Below are 15,180 nucleotides of genomic sequence, written 5' to 3' on the forward strand. Positions count from 1 at the left end.
TCGGGACGACGCCCGTGCAAGTTGCAGCCAGTAACCGGGAGGGGATTATGAGTTTTTACAAGAATGTCGATCTGCTGTTCAGGAAACATGAGAAGCTTGTCTCGCGTCCGAACGAGATTCTGCCGGGAAACGGCGTTCTGAACCGTTGCAAGTATCCGGTTCTGACCGCCCGCCATGTACCGGTGTTCTGGCGCTACGACCTCGACAAGAAAACCAATCCACTGCTGCTCGAACGCATCGGATGCAACGCGACGATGAATTCCGGAGCGATCAAATACGGAAAAAAATACTGCCTTGTGGTCCGCGTTGAAGGCTCCGACCGCAAATCATTCTTCGCGGTGGCCGAAAGTCCGAACGGCATCGACAACTTCCGCTTCCGCGACTACCCGATCACGATGCCCGAGACTGAAGATCCCGACACGAACGTCTACGATATGCGTCTGACCCGCCACGAGGACGGCTGGATCTACGGCATCTTCTGTACGGAACGGCGCGACCCGAACGCCGAGCCCGGAGACCTCTCCAGCGCCGTCGCCGCCGCCGGCATTGCCCGGACGAAAAACCTGACCGACTGGGAACGGCTCCCCGACCTCAAGTCGAAGAGCCAGCAGCGCAACGTCGTGCTGCACCCTGAATTTGTCAACGGGAAATATGCGTTCTATACGCGTCCGCAGGACGGTTTCATCGACGCCGGATCCGGCGGCGGCATCGGCTGGGCTCTCGTCGACGACATCAAAAACGCCGAAATCAAATCCGAGACCATCATCGACGAGCGTGCCTATCACACGATCAAGGAGGTCAAAAACGGCGAAGGACCCGCCCCGATCAAGACGCCGCAGGGGTGGCTTCACCTCGCGCACGGCGTGCGCGGCTGCGCCGACGGGTTGCGTTACGTGCTCTACATGTACATGACTTCGCTCGAAGATCCTTCGAAAAAGATCGCCAGTCCCGGCGGCTATCTGCTCGCACCGGTCCGCAAGGAGCGCACGGGAGACGTTTCGAACGTGCTCTTCTCGAATGGCTGGATCGAGAATGACGACGGCACGGTATTCCTCTACTACGCTTCGAGCGACACGCGTATGCACGTGGCCGTCTCGACCGTCGAACGGCTCGTCGACTACTGCCTCAACACGCCGGAAGATCAGGGACGTTCCGCCGCGTCGGTCGCAACGCTGAACAAACTCATCAGTCACAACCTCGAACTGCTCAGGAAATTCTGAGCGAAGGACCCATTATGAACCGTTTCTATAACGCATTCATCATCAAACCGGGTTCGAAGGTCAACCTCGCGAAGCGGAATCCCTCCGAGACGTTCGATTTCAAGGACAAGGCCGCTGCCCTCGAACTGCTCGCCAAAAACAACCACCGCATCGCACGGCTTCAGAACGATCTCTACTCCGAAGGCAAACAGTCGCTGCTCATCGTGCTGCAGGCGCCCGACGCCGGCGGCAAGGACGGCACGATCAACAACGTCTTCTCGGCCATGAATCCGCAGGGGTGCCGCGTGCAGTCGTTCAAGACGCCGACCAGTCTTGAACAGTCGCACGACTTTCTCTGGCGCGTTCATCCGGTCGTGCCGCGCCGCGGCGAAGTCGTGATCTTCAACCGCTCCTATTATGAGGCTGTGCTGATCGAACGCGTTCACAAGTTCGCAACGCCGGAACAGCTCGAATACCGCTATCAGGCGATCAACGAATTCGAGGAGTTGCTCAGCCACAATGGGACCCGCATTGTGAAGTTCTTCCTCCACATCGACAAGGAGGAGCAGCTGCACCGCTTTGTCCGCCGCCTGAAGCACCCCGAAAAGCACTGGAAGATCTCCGCCAACGACTATCCCGAGCGGCAGTTCTGGGACCAGTATACCGAGGCGTTTGAAATGGCGATGATGAAGTGTTCCACCAAAATCGCCCCCTGGTTCGCGATCCCTGCCAACTGCAAATGGTTCCGCAACCTTGCAGTCTCGCAGATCATCCTCGAAGAGCTCGAATCCATGAAGATCAAGCTGCCCGCTCCTTCGGTCGACCTTCAGGAGACCCGCCGTCTCGCAGCCATTGAACTCTCCCGGCTGCGCCAGGAACGCAAGATGCGCAAAACCCTTGAGAACGCAAAAAAACAACAGCGGGACAACCACTCGTAACGTTCTCAAACAAACTGCATTCCGGCCCCGGATTCCTGCTCCGGGGCTTTTTTTACAACAAAAAAAGCGCGCCATGTTCAACGGCGCGCTCCGAAACAGACACTGGACTGAACGTCACATCACTTCTGAGCCGGGACAAAGAGGATCTGCCCCTTCATCAACTTTCCATCCTCCGGCATCATGCCGACATTGAGCTCCTTGAGCTTTTCAACGGTGGTGTTGTATTTGGCGGCGAACTCCTCGACCGTGGTGTCCTCCGTGACATCCTTCGGAGTCGACTCTCCGCCGACCAAGTCAAGTTCCTCCTCCACAACCGCGGTGGCTTCCGCGGGTGCGTTCGAAGTCGCACCAGGCGTCACCTGCGGGGTCTCGCCGGGAACAGCCGGGACTTCCGCGCCGGACAGCGTTTTTTCGAGCTCACTTTCAAGGTCATTCCTCGGAGCAGTCGGAGCAGTCGTCGCCGGAACCGACGGTTTCGATGCGACGGACGCTGCGGCGCTGCCGCCCTTGCCCGGAACGATCAGCTTCTGGCCGACCTGAAGCCGCTTCGCCGACTCCTGGGTCAGATTGTTCGCCTTCATCAGTTCCGACTCCTTTACGCCGAGCTTGCGGGCAATCTTCCCCGGGAAATCACCGGGCTGCACAGAGTAGGTGCCGTCGGCGTTGAGCCCGCCCTTCGCAGAAACCGCCGCATTGCCGACGGAACTCCTGCCGCTGCTGCGGCCGGAAACCTTCACTGCTCCGGTCGCCCCGGGAATCACAAGTTTCTGACCGATGCGCAGACGACGTGCTTTCGCCTCGTCAAGATTGTTCGCCTGCATGATCGAGGCCGTGGAAACGCCATAACGCTTTGCAAGATGGCCGACCGTGTCACCCGCCTTGATGACATGCGTGGTTCCGCCCTTCGTGGAGACTGCCGCACCGGAACTGCCCGCCTGCCCGGAGACACTGGTCACCGGAGAAGAGGAGAGTTTCTCCATCGGCACATACTGCGGAACGGCGGGCCGCTGCGGCTGAGCAGGCGCAACCTGCAGAGGAGCAACCTGCTGAGGAACAGCCTGCTGCGGCGGAACATTCTGCGGAAACTGCTGCATGGGAGCGACCTGACCATCCTGATACCCACCGGCAGCCCCCGGATCCGCCACGTAGTCCCGCTGACCCATCACTTGATTGTTGCAGCCGGCAACGCCGAGCATTCCCACGCACAGAGCCGCGGCTCCGAGCACAACGCCTTTGCTCTTTTTCACTGTATTATTCCCTTCTGAACCAATAAACCCTACGGTATTGCAATCCCTGAACCACCGGCGTCTTCCGGATCAGCAGCATCCGAAAAAAACGTCTCTTTCATAATATAGAAACCTCTCCGGCAAAATCAACAGAAAAAAACCGGAAAAATGCAAATTATTTGAACAACCCGGACTTCCACGGCAGTTTCCGTTACTTCTCCTTCTCCGGAACCGGGTAGCGAATGACCCGCTCCCCCTCCTTGACCAGCCCGAACTTCTCGCGCGCGACCTTTTCGACCGCGTCCGGAGAACGGGTCAGATCCGCGACTTCCGTACTGAGCCGGGCGCTCTCGTCACGGCGGTCATTGAGCTTTTCATTGAGGGTTCCCAATTCCGATTGCTTCTTCTGGTAGCTGCGGTAGACCGGCAGCAGCAGCACCGCGGCCGCGGCAAAAACCAGTACAAGCACAAAAATCAGCAGATAAGTCGACACCGAACTCTTTTTTTTGTTATCGGCCATAAATGCCTCTCCTTTCCGGTCCCCCTCCCCTGCGGAGATCAGTTGTTGTTCGGCTGCAGCGTCAACAGAAATTCAATGTTGCTCTTGACCTTCTTCAGCCGTCCGAGCAGAAGCTCCATCGCCTCCGCAGCCGGTACGCCGTTGATCGCCTTGCGCAGCATCCACACCTTGCTCAACTCATCCGGATGCAGCAGCAGCTCCTCCTTGCGCGTACCGGATTTCTCGACGTTGATCGCCGGATAGATGCGCCGGTCGGAGACGTTGCGATCCAGGTGCAGCTCCATGTTGCCCGTGCCTTTGAACTCTTCGAAAATCACGTCGTCCATACGGCTGCCGGTTTCGATGAGCGCGGTTGCAATGATCGTCAAACTGCCGTGATTCTCGATGTTCCGGGCTGCGCCGAAGATTTTCTTGGGCTTGTGCAGCGCAGTCGCGTCAACGCCGCCGGTGAGGATCTTGCCGCTGTGCGGCTGCAGAGTGTTGTACGCGCGCGCCAGACGCGTGATGCTGTCGAGCAGAATCACGACGTCATGCTTGTACTCGACCATCCGTTTCGCCTTCTCGATCACCATCTCGGCGACCTGCACATGCCGCTCGGGCGGCTCATCGAAGGTGGAGCTCACGACTTCCGCGTCCACGCTGCGTTTCATGTCGGTCACTTCCTCGGGACGTTCGTCGATGAGGAGGATAATCAGCTTCACTTCGGGATTGTTCGCACGAATGCTGTTCGCAATCTTCTGAAGCAGAACGGTTTTTCCGGTACGCGGAGGAGCGACGATAAGTCCGCGCTGCCCCTTGCCGATCGGCGTGACCAGGTCGACGATGCGGGTCGAGAAATCATTCGGATCACGCTCCAGAACCAGACGCTGCGTCGGGAAATAGGGTGTCAGGCTGTTGAACGGAATGATCTCCTTCTTCCGCTCGGGCGAATCGTTGTTGATGCTCTCCACCTTCAGCATCGCAAAGAAACGTTCCTTCTCGCGCGGCGTGCGGATCTGCCCCGCGACGAAGTCGCCGGTCTTGAGCGCAAACCGTTTGATCTGAGAAGGCGAAAGATAAATATCTTCCGAGCACGGCAGATAGCAGTAACTCGCACTGCGCAGAAAGCCGAAACCGTCCGGAAGCACCTCAAGATAACCGGAGCCGTACATCTGGCCGCACTTCTCCGCATTCGCCCGGAGAATTTCGCACACGAGCGTCGATTTGTCGAGCGCGCCGATTCCTTCGATTCCAAGCTCGGCGCCCATCGCGGCGAGTTCCTGCATCGACTTCTCCTGCAGTTCGGAGATGTTCAGCGACGGGACCACATGATCGCGCGGCACGTCGCGGTCGCGACGGTTCCCATTGTTCCCGTTGTTCCCGTTCCGGCGATGGTCACGCTCCTGGCGGTCGAACCGCCCCTGCCGCTCGGACCGGTCGAACCGTTCGGTCCGCTCGGGCTTCTCCGCTCTCTCCTCCCGCTCCTGGCGCGGGGCGGGCTCTTCCGGAAGAGCTTCGGGCCGTTCCCGTTCCGAAACTCTCTCCGCGGCGGCAGCCGCATCGAGCTCTTCGATCAAAAGCTCACGCATGACCTCCTCGGCGGAAGGTTCGGCAAGGTTCGGCAGCTCTTCCCCGGCCTTCTCCGGCACGGACTCCACGGGACGCCGCGGAGGGCGACCGCGACGACGCACAACCGGAGCGCTCCCCTCCTGCCCGGCGGGGCTCTCCACGCCCGGTTCAGTCTCCTTCTTTTTCGTCGAACCGGGACGGCGGCCGCGTTTCTTCGGAGCGGGAGCTTCAGTGCCCGCGTTGTTGTCTGCGTTCATCGGAATGAGTTCGTCGGAGTCGTTCATATTGTTTTCCCTGAAACCTTTTGAGATTAAATGTTTTTCATGAAACCGCGACAGAGGCTTTCCCGCCGCCTCACCGCGAAAAATGTCCTTCCTTCAACACCGGGATCAGACGTTCCACCTGGAGTTCAAGCTCCCGGAGATCCCCGTTGTTGATGAGCGCAAAATCGGCTCTTTCGAGTTTCGCATCCGCGAAGAGCTGGCGCGCTTCGCGCCGCCGGATCTCCTGATCCGTGAAGTTCCGGTGTTCCCGCAGTCTCGCGCGGCGGATCTCCGGTGCGGCCCAGACCGCAGCCACCCGGTCGAACTTCCCCTCATACCCCGCTTCAAATAGAAGCGGAATCTCAAACGCTCCATCCGCACCTTCCCGCCGGCAGCCGCCGATCAGCGATTCGAGCTTCCGGGAGAGTTCAGGATAAAGCAGTTCCGTCAGGAACTCAAGCTCGCCGGGATCTTCGAAAACGATCTCGCCGACCCTGCGCCGGTTGACCGCTCCCTCCTCCGTCAAAATCCCGTTTCCCCACCGTTCCGCGAGTTTCCGGGCCATCGCACCGCCCGGTTCGGCATAAAGTTCATGGCAGAGCGTGTCTGCGTCGGCCGTACGCCATCCACGTGCCGAAAACGCGGCAAGCACGGAACTTTTCCCGCAGCCGAACGCACCGGTTATCCCCAGAATCATAGAAAATCGTCTCGTCAATCCCCCGACCGGAAAAAAATTCTCCCGGCGGCATGTTGCTTCGATTGGAGCCGCACGCAACGAATTCCGGCGACCCCGTCTGGATAAAGAGCTTCGAACGGGAGAAATCGTCCCTCCCGACAGCGACAAAGAGCGCTGTTTTATCATAAATTAACTTGATTTATCCATTTTGCAAGTGCATTTTAAAGAAAATTCACAAGATTGGAGCAAAATGAAACCGGAAATCCTTGGAAAAAGAGTGATCGGCGAAGGCCGTTTCCTGACCCTGAGCGAACTCGAATACGACAACGGCAGCGGCAAACTCCGCCGCTGGGAGGCCTGCGACCGCGCGGGAAATGGAGCGGCCGCCTTCATTCTCGCACACATCGCACCGGACGACGAACTGCTGTTCGTCCGCCAGTTCCGCCCGCCGGCCGGAAGGCTCATGCTCGAATTCCCGGCCGGACTTATCGACCCCGGCGAAACGCCGGAAGAGACCGCTGTCCGCGAACTCTACGAGGAGACCGGCTATCAAGGCAAAGTCACCGGGTGTTCCCGCCCCGGCTGGAGTTCCCCGGGGCTCACCGGAGAAACCATCTGCATGGTGAAAATGGAAATCGACGGCGACGCTTACCGCGGTCAAACCGTCGAACCTCATCCCGAGGAGTGCGAACGCATCGAAGTGTTCCGGGTCAAACGCACGGAACTGGCCGCGTTCGTGGCCGCGCAGGAGGCGCAGGGGGTCGGCATCGACACGAAAATCTACACCTACCTCGCGGCAATGGAGTGACTCTCTACCTCACGAGCCCGAAGTGGATCGCCGCACACCAGACCGACGCGAGGATGATCCAGAGCACCACGCCGTGAATCACCGGCTTCAAGCCCAGCTCCTTGAGCTTCGCGCGGTTCAGATTCGCGCCGATGAGGAAGAGCGTCACGATCATCATATACTTCGAAAGCTCCTTGAGGAAGTGCCCCGCGTCCTCCGTTCCCGGAATCCAGGTCACCAGCGCCGACGCGATCAGGAATCCTGGAATGAACCACGGAACCTTGAACCGGATCTTCCGCTTCTCCCCCTCCGCCGCCTCCGCAACGAACATCGAGAGAAACATCGTCACCGGGATGATCCAGAGCGCCCGGGCGAGTTTCACGGTCGTTCCGACCTCCAGCGCCTCCGGTCCGTAGGCCATCGACGCGCCCACCACCGAACTCGTATCGTGAATGCCGAGCGCCGACCAGTAACCGAACTGATACTCGCTCATCCCGAGCGCGTGCCCGACCGCCGGAAACACCAGCAGCGCCACCGCATTCAACGTGAACACCACCGCCGAAGCGATCGCAATGTCATGCGCCTTCGCCTTCAGCACCGGAGCCGCCGCCGCAATCGCGCTGCCGCCGCAGATCGAGGTCCCGACGCTGATGAGATACATCGTGTTTTTCTGCAATCCCAACCGCTTGCCGAGCAGCACGCCGAGTCCGAGCCCCATCGCGATTCCGACGAGCGTATAGACGATTCCATGCGCTCCGGCTTTGAGCACCTCGACGAGATTCATGCCGAATCCCATCCCCACGATCGCCGCACCCAGCAGCGGAGAGGTCAACTTCGCCGTCAACGCCTCGAACGGATTCCCCCACGCCACCGCGAAGATCACGCCGCAGATCACAGCCACCCCCGGCGCGTGATTCCGAAGAGCCGGAAACACCCACGGCAAAATGAAAAATGCGGCGGCTAGCGCCAGAAACACTCCCTGTTTGATTCGAAATTCAAGATTCGGTTTCATTGCCCGGCTCCTTCTGGTTTGGTGAAACGTTGTCAGATAATATAACTCCCGTTTTTAAAAATTAAAATTATTGAGAATTATCTATTGATAAATTATATTTATGTGATACAGTAGATCCGGAGGCGAAGATGATCGATAGAAAACTCGAAATTTTCCGCATGGCGGCACAGTTGCGGAACTTCACGGAGGCGGCGGCGGCGCTCGGCATGACGCAGCCGAACGTGACCCATCAACTTGCTTTGCTCGAAAAGGAGCTCCATGCGCGGCTCTTCGTGCGGGACGGGCGGCATGTGACGCTCACCCCGGCGGGGAAAGCGCTGGCCGCGGAGTGTGAACAGCTCTTCGCCGACGCGGAAAAACTCGTCCGCGCCGTCCAATGTGCGGCCGCCGGAGTCCGCAGTTACAGCATCGGCGGCACCCTCACGGCGGGCGGCTATCTGCTGCCGGGGCTCATGGCGGAATATATGAAACGTCATCCGGAAAAAAGCCTTGAACTGAAAATCGCCAACACCCGCGGCATCGAGGAGCTCCTCACCGCTCACAAACTCGATGTTGCTCTGGTCGAAGGACCGTTTGAGCAGAAACATTTTCTTTCGATCCCGTTCTGCCGGGACGAACTTGTTCCGGCCTTCGCTCCCGGAAGCGCATCGGCGGAAATTTCGCTCGAAGCCTGCCTGCGCGAAGGGAAACGGTTCATCCTGCGCGAAGCCGGTTCCGGAACCCGTTACTACTTCGAGCGGTTTCTGAAAAGCTGCAACCTGCCGCGTCCGGATCCCCGCTGCGTCCTGGAAGTCAACAGCTTCGACGCGCTGAAACTGTTTGTGCGCCGGGGACTCGGCATCACGGTCATCTCACGCTTCGCAATCCGGGATGAACTTGCGGCTGGCTGGCTCGAAAGCGGCCGCTTCACGGAAGGCCCCATCCTCCGGGAATTGAATTTCATCTATCTGCCGGAAGAGAATCTGCGTTTTGCCGAAGAGTTCATCGCTTTCTGCCGGAAAGCGTAAAACGGCATCACAACCAGTCGTGCTTCCGAAAATCCGGCGGGAAGTCGGGATGGAGCTTTGTGACGCCCCCCTCGCGCCGCACATGGAACCGGCGGCCGCGCCCGTCGACCCAGACTCCATGATCCGGCAGCGGCAGCCGGGTCACAAGCAGCGGAACCGCCTCACTCCGGCGCGACTCGTCAAACGGCAGCGGCGACTTTGTCCGGAACGACTCCAATGCCGCCTGGTCGAGTTCAACGAACGGTTCGACGGCATGCACTCCACATCGCTGCAGCTCTTTCGCAGCCCGTGAGTTGCAGACCGGAAGCGGGAAGGATGCCACCACCTGGCAGCCGGAAGGAAGTTCCCGCAGCAACTCAAATCCATAGATTCCTCCGACGCGGAACGTCCGGCAACCCGCCCCGTATGCCGCACGAAGTTTTTTCCTCAGAGCGGCGAGTTCCCCTTCCGGAACAAAGCCGGGCAATTCAAACACCTCCCCCTCCGGCGTCCAGGCGGAACCGGCGGGAGTGCCGAACGCACTCTCCTCGCGGCCCAGCCGCTCCAGCGCCGCCGAACCGGCGGCATTGGCGAGCGCCGGATTCAGAAGCTGCGCCGCCCACGCCCAGAACTCGCGGCGCAGCGACTTGAGCACGCTCGCCGGAACGAAAAACGCCCCCTCGATCTCCGCGACGACACCGGGCGCACTCCACGGCTCCGGCACGGCCGAACCGAATGCGTCAGTCGCATCCTGCGCCGAAAAAGGACGTTTCCCGGCAGGAGCGAAATCGACCTCGCGCTCCCACCGCCGCCCCGGCAGCTCCGCGATGGAGGCGATCCACTTCGACGCACTCAAATGCAGCGAAACCCTGAGCGAATGCCGTCCCGCTGGCAGCGACGCGGCCTGACGGCTGAAGTCGTAACCGTTCTCGCCGATTTTATAAAGCAGCCACCCGGGACGCGCAACATAGTCTCCGGGAATGAAGCAGAGCGTTCCCGGACGCACCTTCACGACCTCCTCCCCCCGGTTCCGCAGCGCGATCAGCGTAAAGCTCTGCCCGTCCCCGCCCTCGGGCGGAACGAGACGGAGCCGGTCGCCGAGGTGAAGCCGGTCGAGCGCGGCAACCGAAATTCCGCCGGACACGCGTTTCTCAATCCGTCCGGCCGCCACACCGAACGAACCGAGACGATCCGCATCGATCAACGAACGGTACTCGCGCACGAAAAAATATCCGTTCGAGGGACGGCGCGTCGCCGTCGAACGCAGCAATTGTTCCGCTTCCGCGAGCAGTTCCGGCGGCGAATCGACCGGACCGTCAAGCAGCAGCCGGTAGGCCTTCACGGTTTTCCAGACGTAGTCGGGCGAACGCAGCCGTCCCTCAATCTTCAGCGAAGCGACGCCGATGCGCCTGAGTTCCGGCAGAAGCGGAACGCCGTACAGATCGCGCGGCGAGAGAAAAAATCCACGTTTTCCGCCAATCTCGTAACGACGGCGGCACGGCTGCTTGCACTTGCCGCGGTTGCCGCTTCCGCTCCCGGTCGCGGAGGAGAGCAGACACTGCCCGGAGAGCGAACAGCAGAGCGATCCGTGAATGAACACCTCCAGTTCGATCTCCGACCGTTCCGCAATCTCCCGGAGCTCCTCAAGGGTAACTTGCCGTTCGAGAATCACGCGACGGACTCCGAGCCGCGCCGCGGCGGCCACGCCCGCCGAGTTGTGGATCCCCATCTGCGTCGAAGCGTGCAGAACGAGCGAAGGGAAAAACTCCCGCGCCAATGCCAGCACCCCGAGATCCTGCACGATCAGCGCGTCCGGCCCGAGTTTCACAAGTTCCGCCAGATACTCCGCCACCTCGGGGAGTTCCCTCTCCTTCACAAGCGTGTTCAATGTGAGGTAGAGTTTCCGACCGCGCGGTCGCGCATATTCGAGAAGCCGCGCAAGCGAGTCTACCGTGAAATTCTCCGCCCGCTCACGCGCGTTGAATCTGCCGAGCCCGCAGTAAACCGCATCCGCCCCGGCGTCGTATGCCGCAAGTGCGGTTTCGAGATTTCCTGCCGGAGCGAGCAGTTCCGGACGTTTTGTCGCATCGAACTTCTTCATTTGGAATATGCCTCATGTTCGCGCCGGCGGGCGCTCACCCCCTCTTCGCTGGTTCCCGAGCTGACCAGTTCATACAGCAGCGCCTGCTCTTTTCCCGGAGCGGGACGCAGAATCCGACCAAGCCGCTGTACGTGCTCGCGCACGCTCGCCGACCCCGAAAGAATGATCCCGACCGCGACCGCCGGAACGTCCACGCCTTCGTTCAACACCTTGCTCGTCACCAGCACCGTGTACTTCCCCTCCCGGAAGAGATTCAGAAACTCCTTCCGTTCGCCCGGTTTCGTCCGGTGCGTGATAACAGGCCAGCAGAACCGGCGGCCGAGATCGTACGCGGTCGCGTTGTCCGCCGTGAAAATAAGGATCCGCTCCCCGGCGTGTCGATTCACAATCTCCCAGACCATGCGGATCTTCGCCTCTCCTCCGCGCGCAATGCGCCGCTGTTCGAGAAAGGCCCGGAACACCTCCCGACCGTGCGGAAGCCGCGCGCACAATCCCAGAAACCGCCCCCACTCCGACTTGAAACGGAAATTCAACCGGTTCGCCGCGAGAAAATCGGTGTACACCTTGCGGTTGCGCGCATACGCCTCGGCCTCCTCCGGATCGAGCTCCACCGGAATCGGAATCGTCCGGTAGTGCGACAGCACCTTCCCTTCCAGCTCCCCGATTCCGACCCGGCAGACGATCGGCCCGATCAGATTTTCAAGCACGGCGGCACGCTCCTCCGGCAGCTCCGGCGTGGCCGAAAGCCCGAGCCGGTAAGGGGCGATCGCCATCGCCGCGGCAAGCCGCGTCTCCGGACCCGGCAGATGGTGGCACTCGTCCGCGACGAGCAATCCGAAGCGGTTGCCGATAAACTCCATGTTCAGCACCGCCGAATCGTAGGTGCTGACCGTCAGATCCCGAATCGAGTGCTCCCCGCCGCCGAGCATGCCGATTTCACGCGCAAAAAAATGTTCGAGCACCCCGACCCACTGTCCGAGAAGATCAATCGTCGGGACAAGGTAAATCGCGGGACGTTTCAGGAAAGCCGTCACCATCACCGCAAGCACCGTCTTGCCACTGCCCGTCGGCAGCGCCGCCACGCCGCGGAAAAGTTCCGAACGCCATGCGTCAAAAGCTCTCCTCTGATGCGGGCGCGGCACAAGCTCCACCGCAAGCGAAAGATCCTCCAGCGGTGAAAACGCCCGGGCTTCATCCCGGAACGTCACTCCGGCCTCCTGCAATCCGAGTACGATCGAGGCGTAATCGCACCCCCTTCCCCGGAAATTTCGCGTCCGCTCGTCAAAACGCAGAACACGACGGAGCCGCTCCGGCAGCTCCGCCGTGCTCATTCCGGTCAGCGTCAGCGTCCCGGCATCGAAAGCGAGAACCGGCTTCATCGCATATTCTGCGGCCGGAACGCACCGATCGCTCCAACCGCGAGGAACACAATCAACGCAATCGCCAGGACGGTCCAGCCGTATTCGAGCACCCGTCTCCCGAAATGCTCGATCCGGCCGCCGACCAGCAGAAAAAGCGCAACGAAAATCCCCGCAGTGACCCCGGCGGCAAGACCCCATCGCCATCCCCGTTTCCAGTCGGGATAGTCGGGAATGTCCACGGCCTCAACCTGCCGGAGCAGCTCCTTGAATCTGGGATCGTCTTCCGGATCGCGCATGGGTCCTCCGAATCGGTTGCTCAGAAACTGAAGTTCAGAATCGGGAATACCGGAATCCAGGCATCCTTGTTGTAGTTGATCGCGCCGAACTGCACCCCTTTGCCGTTCGTCATATTCAGCAGCCCGAGCTGCAGCGCGCCGCCGTTCTCACCGGCCTTGTTCACAAATCCGCACTGCACACCGGTGAACGGGCCGTCCGCAATGCTGACCGCCCCGGCCTGGAACCCCGTGAACCCTTTCGACAGCGCCAGCGCAAGCCCGCCCTGGATGCCCGTGAAGTTCTTCGCCTGCGAGATGAACGCGAACTGCGCACCCTGCACATCACCCGCGAGCGCATAGGGACCGGTCGCCTGAAGTCCGTTCAGCGAACCGGTGTTCAACGTCGTCACAAACGCGGCCTGAAGTCCGTTCAGATCCCGGCTCTTCACCGCAACCCAGCTCGCCTGCCCGCCGTTGATCGTGTCGGTACCGGAATAGACCCACGACACCTCAAGCCCGAACACCCTGCCGATGCCGCCCGAGGCAACCCAGCCGGTCTTGAGCCCGTACACATTTGAATTCCACGTCGAATTCGGGATATTCGGCAGAAAGACGATCTGCAGAAACGTCCACTTATCCAGCGGCTGCGGCACATCGAGATCGTTGCATTTCACGGAACCCGTCTGCACCTTCGGTTCAGGAACCGCGGCCGTATCAGCGGCAAACACTCCGGCCAGGCAGCCGAACATCAGCGAAAAGACCAGAAACTTTTTCATCATTCCCTCCTCCGGCAACTCTTCAGAAATTGAAATTCACAATCGGCAGACAGAACACCGGCCCGTTTTCAACGAAGTTCAGCAACCCGATCTGGAAGGTTTCGTCGTCCGCGAAATTCACGATTCCAAGCTGCAATCCGCACACCTTCACAGACATGTTGACCAGCGAAAACTGAATGCCCGTGACCTCTTCCGCCTGACAGGTGATGAGGCTGCACTGAAGCCCGTTCACCTCGTCGCTGCCGGCCCAGAGAACCGACGCCTCAACGCCGTTCACCGGAGCCTCTCCCGCGGAGATCGGAGCACCGACCTTTACGCCGTATGTCTCCGTGACGCCCGCATCCGACGGCGCCTCTGGGAAGAACTGCAAATTGATGAAGGTCCACGGGTAGGATTGCGGCATCCCCGCCGGCACCGGAGCGGCTGCCGGTTCGGCGGCCGACACCCCGAGCGCCAGAAGCGCGAGAACCGCCATGGTCAGAAATTGTTTTTTCATTTCACGCCCTCCTCTCTTGAGTTTAAAGGATACCTTAATATAAGCCGATTTTTTCCGGAATGCAAGCGGCCAGCTCCTCCGGAAGCGGAGATTCAACTCGAATGAGCTCATTCGTGGTCGGATGACGCACCTCAAGAAGTGCAGAATGAAGCGCCTGGCGCGACACGATCAGCTTCGCACGATCCTCCGGCGTGATCTCTCCGGAACGGATTTTCAGATAAATCGAATCATCCGGCCCGTAAAGTTTGTCGCCGAAAAGCGGATAGCCGAGCGAAAAAAGCGTCGCGCGAATCTGATGCAGCCGCCCCGTTTCCGGAACCGCGCGAACGAGAGAGCCTTTTGCCCCGCACAACTCCGGAATCAGCACAGTCCTCGCCGACTCGATCTCGATCGCCCCCTCCGGCGGGCGGACGCCGAAGACGAACCGACGTTTCTTGCGCACGGCGCTTGACGTGTCCCGCACGAGAAAACCGTAAGCCTCGACCCGTTCGGAAAAACGTCCGAACACCAGCGCAAGGTACTCCTTCCGGATCGGCCACGACGGTTTGCCGAGCTTCGCGGCGGCCTTCGGATTCTTCGTCGCGATCAGCAGCCCCGAAGTCTCGCGGTCAAGTCGGTTCACAAGGTGTATCCGCCCATATTTCGAGCAGAGCAGATGCCAGAGCGTGTGTCGGAAAAAGGGGCCGGAAGGGTGCACGCAGAGGTTGCCGGGCTTATCCACAATCAGAAGCTCCTCATCCTCGTAGGCGACGCGGAAGGAAAGGTCCGCCTCCGGCTCCGGAAGATCTCCGGGAAAATACTCAAGCTTGTCGTGCAGCGCCAGAATCTGCTCCGGAAGCGCGGGCGCGTCGTTGACCATGATCTCGCCGCGGACGATCCGGTCCCGCCACTCGTCGAGACACCGGTACGTGAAACGCGCGGCCAGATAGTCGTCGAGCCGCAGCCCGACTCCGCTCCAGTCGATCGAGCTGCGGATCACCCGCCGCGTCAGATCCTCAAATTGATTTTTCACGTTT

The 15,180-nt window shown here is 60.2% G+C and carries 15 protein-coding genes; 4 read left to right on the forward strand and 11 right to left on the reverse strand.

The window, feature by feature from the left end; translation table 11 throughout:
* Nucleotides 1–44 precede the first annotated feature (44 nt).
* Both Q0K10_RS00305 and Q0K10_RS00310 read left to right on the forward strand, forming a co-directional pair.
* On the forward strand, nucleotides 45–1,220 hold the full coding sequence (locus Q0K10_RS00305) for a glycosidase (protein ID WP_366942911.1): 1,176 nt from the start codon (nucleotides 45–47) through the stop codon (nucleotides 1,218–1,220).
* Between the two features lie 14 nt (nucleotides 1,221–1,234).
* The gene (locus Q0K10_RS00310) at nucleotides 1,235–2,137 is read left to right on the forward strand and encodes a polyphosphate kinase 2 family protein (RefSeq protein WP_294501657.1); all 903 of its coding nucleotides are present in this window, start codon (nucleotides 1,235–1,237) and stop codon (nucleotides 2,135–2,137) included.
* A gap of 119 nt (nucleotides 2,138–2,256) precedes the next feature.
* Here Q0K10_RS00310 and Q0K10_RS00315 read toward each other — a convergent pair whose 3' ends face one another.
* The 4 genes from Q0K10_RS00315 to coaE form a co-directional block, all read right to left on the reverse strand.
* Complete coding sequence (locus Q0K10_RS00315) at nucleotides 2,257–3,384, reverse strand: LysM peptidoglycan-binding domain-containing protein (RefSeq protein ID WP_294501661.1); 1,128 nt, start codon at nucleotides 3,382–3,384, stop codon at nucleotides 2,257–2,259.
* 190 nt (nucleotides 3,385–3,574) lie between these two features.
* A complete protein-coding gene (locus Q0K10_RS00320) occupies nucleotides 3,575–3,883 on the reverse strand; it encodes a septum formation initiator family protein (RefSeq protein WP_294501663.1) in 309 nt (102 codons plus the stop codon).
* A gap of 38 nt (nucleotides 3,884–3,921) precedes the next feature.
* Nucleotides 3,922–5,715: a transcription termination factor Rho gene (gene rho / locus Q0K10_RS00325; protein WP_366942901.1), complete on the reverse strand. Its 1,794-nt coding sequence runs from the start codon at nucleotides 5,713–5,715 to the stop codon at nucleotides 3,922–3,924.
* A gap of 70 nt (nucleotides 5,716–5,785) precedes the next feature.
* Nucleotides 5,786–6,391 carry a dephospho-CoA kinase gene (gene coaE / locus Q0K10_RS00330; RefSeq protein WP_294501666.1) on the reverse strand — a complete coding sequence of 202 codons (606 nt, stop codon included), beginning with the start codon at nucleotides 6,389–6,391 and terminating at the stop codon, nucleotides 5,786–5,788.
* Between the two features lie 229 nt (nucleotides 6,392–6,620).
* Here coaE and Q0K10_RS00335 point away from each other — a divergent pair, with 229 nt between their 5' ends.
* Entirely contained in the window at nucleotides 6,621–7,178 is a 558-nt protein-coding gene (locus Q0K10_RS00335; RefSeq protein ID WP_294501668.1) for an NUDIX hydrolase, read from the forward strand.
* Nucleotides 7,179–7,182: 4 nt separating this feature from the next.
* Here the strand turns inward: Q0K10_RS00335 and Q0K10_RS00340 are convergent, their stop codons facing one another.
* Nucleotides 7,183–8,169, reverse strand: coding sequence for a putative sulfate exporter family transporter (locus Q0K10_RS00340; protein ID WP_294501671.1), 987 nt, complete (start codon nucleotides 8,167–8,169; stop codon nucleotides 7,183–7,185).
* Between the two features lie 128 nt (nucleotides 8,170–8,297).
* On the opposite strand from Q0K10_RS00340, the gene Q0K10_RS00345 reads away from it, so the two are divergent.
* Nucleotides 8,298–9,176 carry a LysR family transcriptional regulator gene (locus Q0K10_RS00345; RefSeq protein ID WP_294501673.1) on the forward strand — a complete coding sequence of 293 codons (879 nt, stop codon included), beginning with the start codon at nucleotides 8,298–8,300 and terminating at the stop codon, nucleotides 9,174–9,176.
* A gap of 7 nt (nucleotides 9,177–9,183) precedes the next feature.
* Here the strand turns inward: Q0K10_RS00345 and Q0K10_RS00350 are convergent, their stop codons facing one another.
* The 6 genes from Q0K10_RS00350 to Q0K10_RS00375 are packed head-to-tail and all read right to left on the reverse strand — an operon-like array spanning nucleotide 9,184 to nucleotide 15,176.
* Nucleotides 9,184–11,256: a peptidase U32 family protein gene (locus tag Q0K10_RS00350; protein ID WP_294501675.1), complete on the reverse strand. Its 2,073-nt coding sequence runs from the start codon at nucleotides 11,254–11,256 to the stop codon at nucleotides 9,184–9,186.
* Complete coding sequence (locus Q0K10_RS00355; RefSeq protein WP_294501677.1) at nucleotides 11,253–12,635, reverse strand: DEAD/DEAH box helicase family protein; 1,383 nt, start codon at nucleotides 12,633–12,635, stop codon at nucleotides 11,253–11,255. The genes Q0K10_RS00350 and Q0K10_RS00355 overlap by 4 nt, the downstream gene beginning before the upstream one ends.
* The gene (locus Q0K10_RS00360; protein WP_294501680.1) at nucleotides 12,632–12,913 is read right to left on the reverse strand and encodes a YrzE family protein; all 282 of its coding nucleotides are present in this window, start codon (nucleotides 12,911–12,913) and stop codon (nucleotides 12,632–12,634) included. Before Q0K10_RS00360 ends, Q0K10_RS00355 begins: the two co-directional genes overlap by 4 nt.
* A 20-nt stretch (nucleotides 12,914–12,933) precedes the next feature.
* A complete protein-coding gene (locus tag Q0K10_RS00365) occupies nucleotides 12,934–13,671 on the reverse strand; it encodes a hypothetical protein (RefSeq protein ID WP_294501683.1) in 738 nt (245 codons plus the stop codon).
* A 19-nt stretch (nucleotides 13,672–13,690) separates the two neighbouring features.
* On the reverse strand, nucleotides 13,691–14,164 hold the full coding sequence (locus tag Q0K10_RS00370; RefSeq protein WP_294501685.1) for a hypothetical protein: 474 nt from the start codon (nucleotides 14,162–14,164) through the stop codon (nucleotides 13,691–13,693).
* Nucleotides 14,165–14,198: 34 nt separating this feature from the next.
* Nucleotides 14,199–15,176, reverse strand: a complete 978-nt coding sequence (locus Q0K10_RS00375; protein ID WP_294501688.1) for an RluA family pseudouridine synthase — start codon at nucleotides 15,174–15,176, stop codon at nucleotides 14,199–14,201.
* Nucleotides 15,177–15,180 lie beyond the last annotated feature (4 nt).

Origin of the sequence: uncultured Victivallis sp., from assembly GCF_944391105.1 — a bacterium.
In the GTDB taxonomy this organism is placed as follows: domain Bacteria; phylum Verrucomicrobiota; class Lentisphaeria; order Victivallales; family Victivallaceae; genus Victivallis.

What these genes read in the sequence shown, in the direction of transcription:
- Q0K10_RS00370 (WP_294501685.1), bottom strand. Translation starts at nt 14,164, where the DNA reads ATGAAAAAACAATTTCTGACCATGGCGGTTCTCGCGCTTCTGGCGCTC.
- Q0K10_RS00345 (WP_294501673.1), top strand. Translation starts at nt 8,298, where the DNA reads ATGATCGATAGAAAACTCGAAATTTTCCGCATGGCGGCACAGTTGCGG.
- Q0K10_RS00365 (WP_294501683.1), bottom strand. Translation starts at nt 13,671, where the DNA reads ATGATGAAAAAGTTTCTGGTCTTTTCGCTGATGTTCGGCTGCCTGGCC.
- Q0K10_RS00335 (WP_294501668.1), top strand. Translation starts at nt 6,621, where the DNA reads ATGAAACCGGAAATCCTTGGAAAAAGAGTGATCGGCGAAGGCCGTTTC.
- Q0K10_RS00340 (WP_294501671.1), bottom strand. Translation starts at nt 8,169, where the DNA reads ATGAAACCGAATCTTGAATTTCGAATCAAACAGGGAGTGTTTCTGGCG.
- Q0K10_RS00320 (WP_294501663.1), bottom strand. Translation starts at nt 3,883, where the DNA reads ATGGCCGATAACAAAAAAAAGAGTTCGGTGTCGACTTATCTGCTGATT.
- Q0K10_RS00360 (WP_294501680.1), bottom strand. Translation starts at nt 12,913, where the DNA reads ATGCGCGATCCGGAAGACGATCCCAGATTCAAGGAGCTGCTCCGGCAG.
- coaE (WP_294501666.1), bottom strand. Translation starts at nt 6,391, where the DNA reads ATGATTCTGGGGATAACCGGTGCGTTCGGCTGCGGGAAAAGTTCCGTG.
- Q0K10_RS00350 (WP_294501675.1), bottom strand. Translation starts at nt 11,256, where the DNA reads ATGAAGAAGTTCGATGCGACAAAACGTCCGGAACTGCTCGCTCCGGCA.
- Q0K10_RS00310 (WP_294501657.1), top strand. Translation starts at nt 1,235, where the DNA reads ATGAACCGTTTCTATAACGCATTCATCATCAAACCGGGTTCGAAGGTC.
- Q0K10_RS00355 (WP_294501677.1), bottom strand. Translation starts at nt 12,635, where the DNA reads ATGAAGCCGGTTCTCGCTTTCGATGCCGGGACGCTGACGCTGACCGGA.
- rho (WP_366942901.1), bottom strand. Translation starts at nt 5,715, where the DNA reads ATGAACGACTCCGACGAACTCATTCCGATGAACGCAGACAACAACGCG.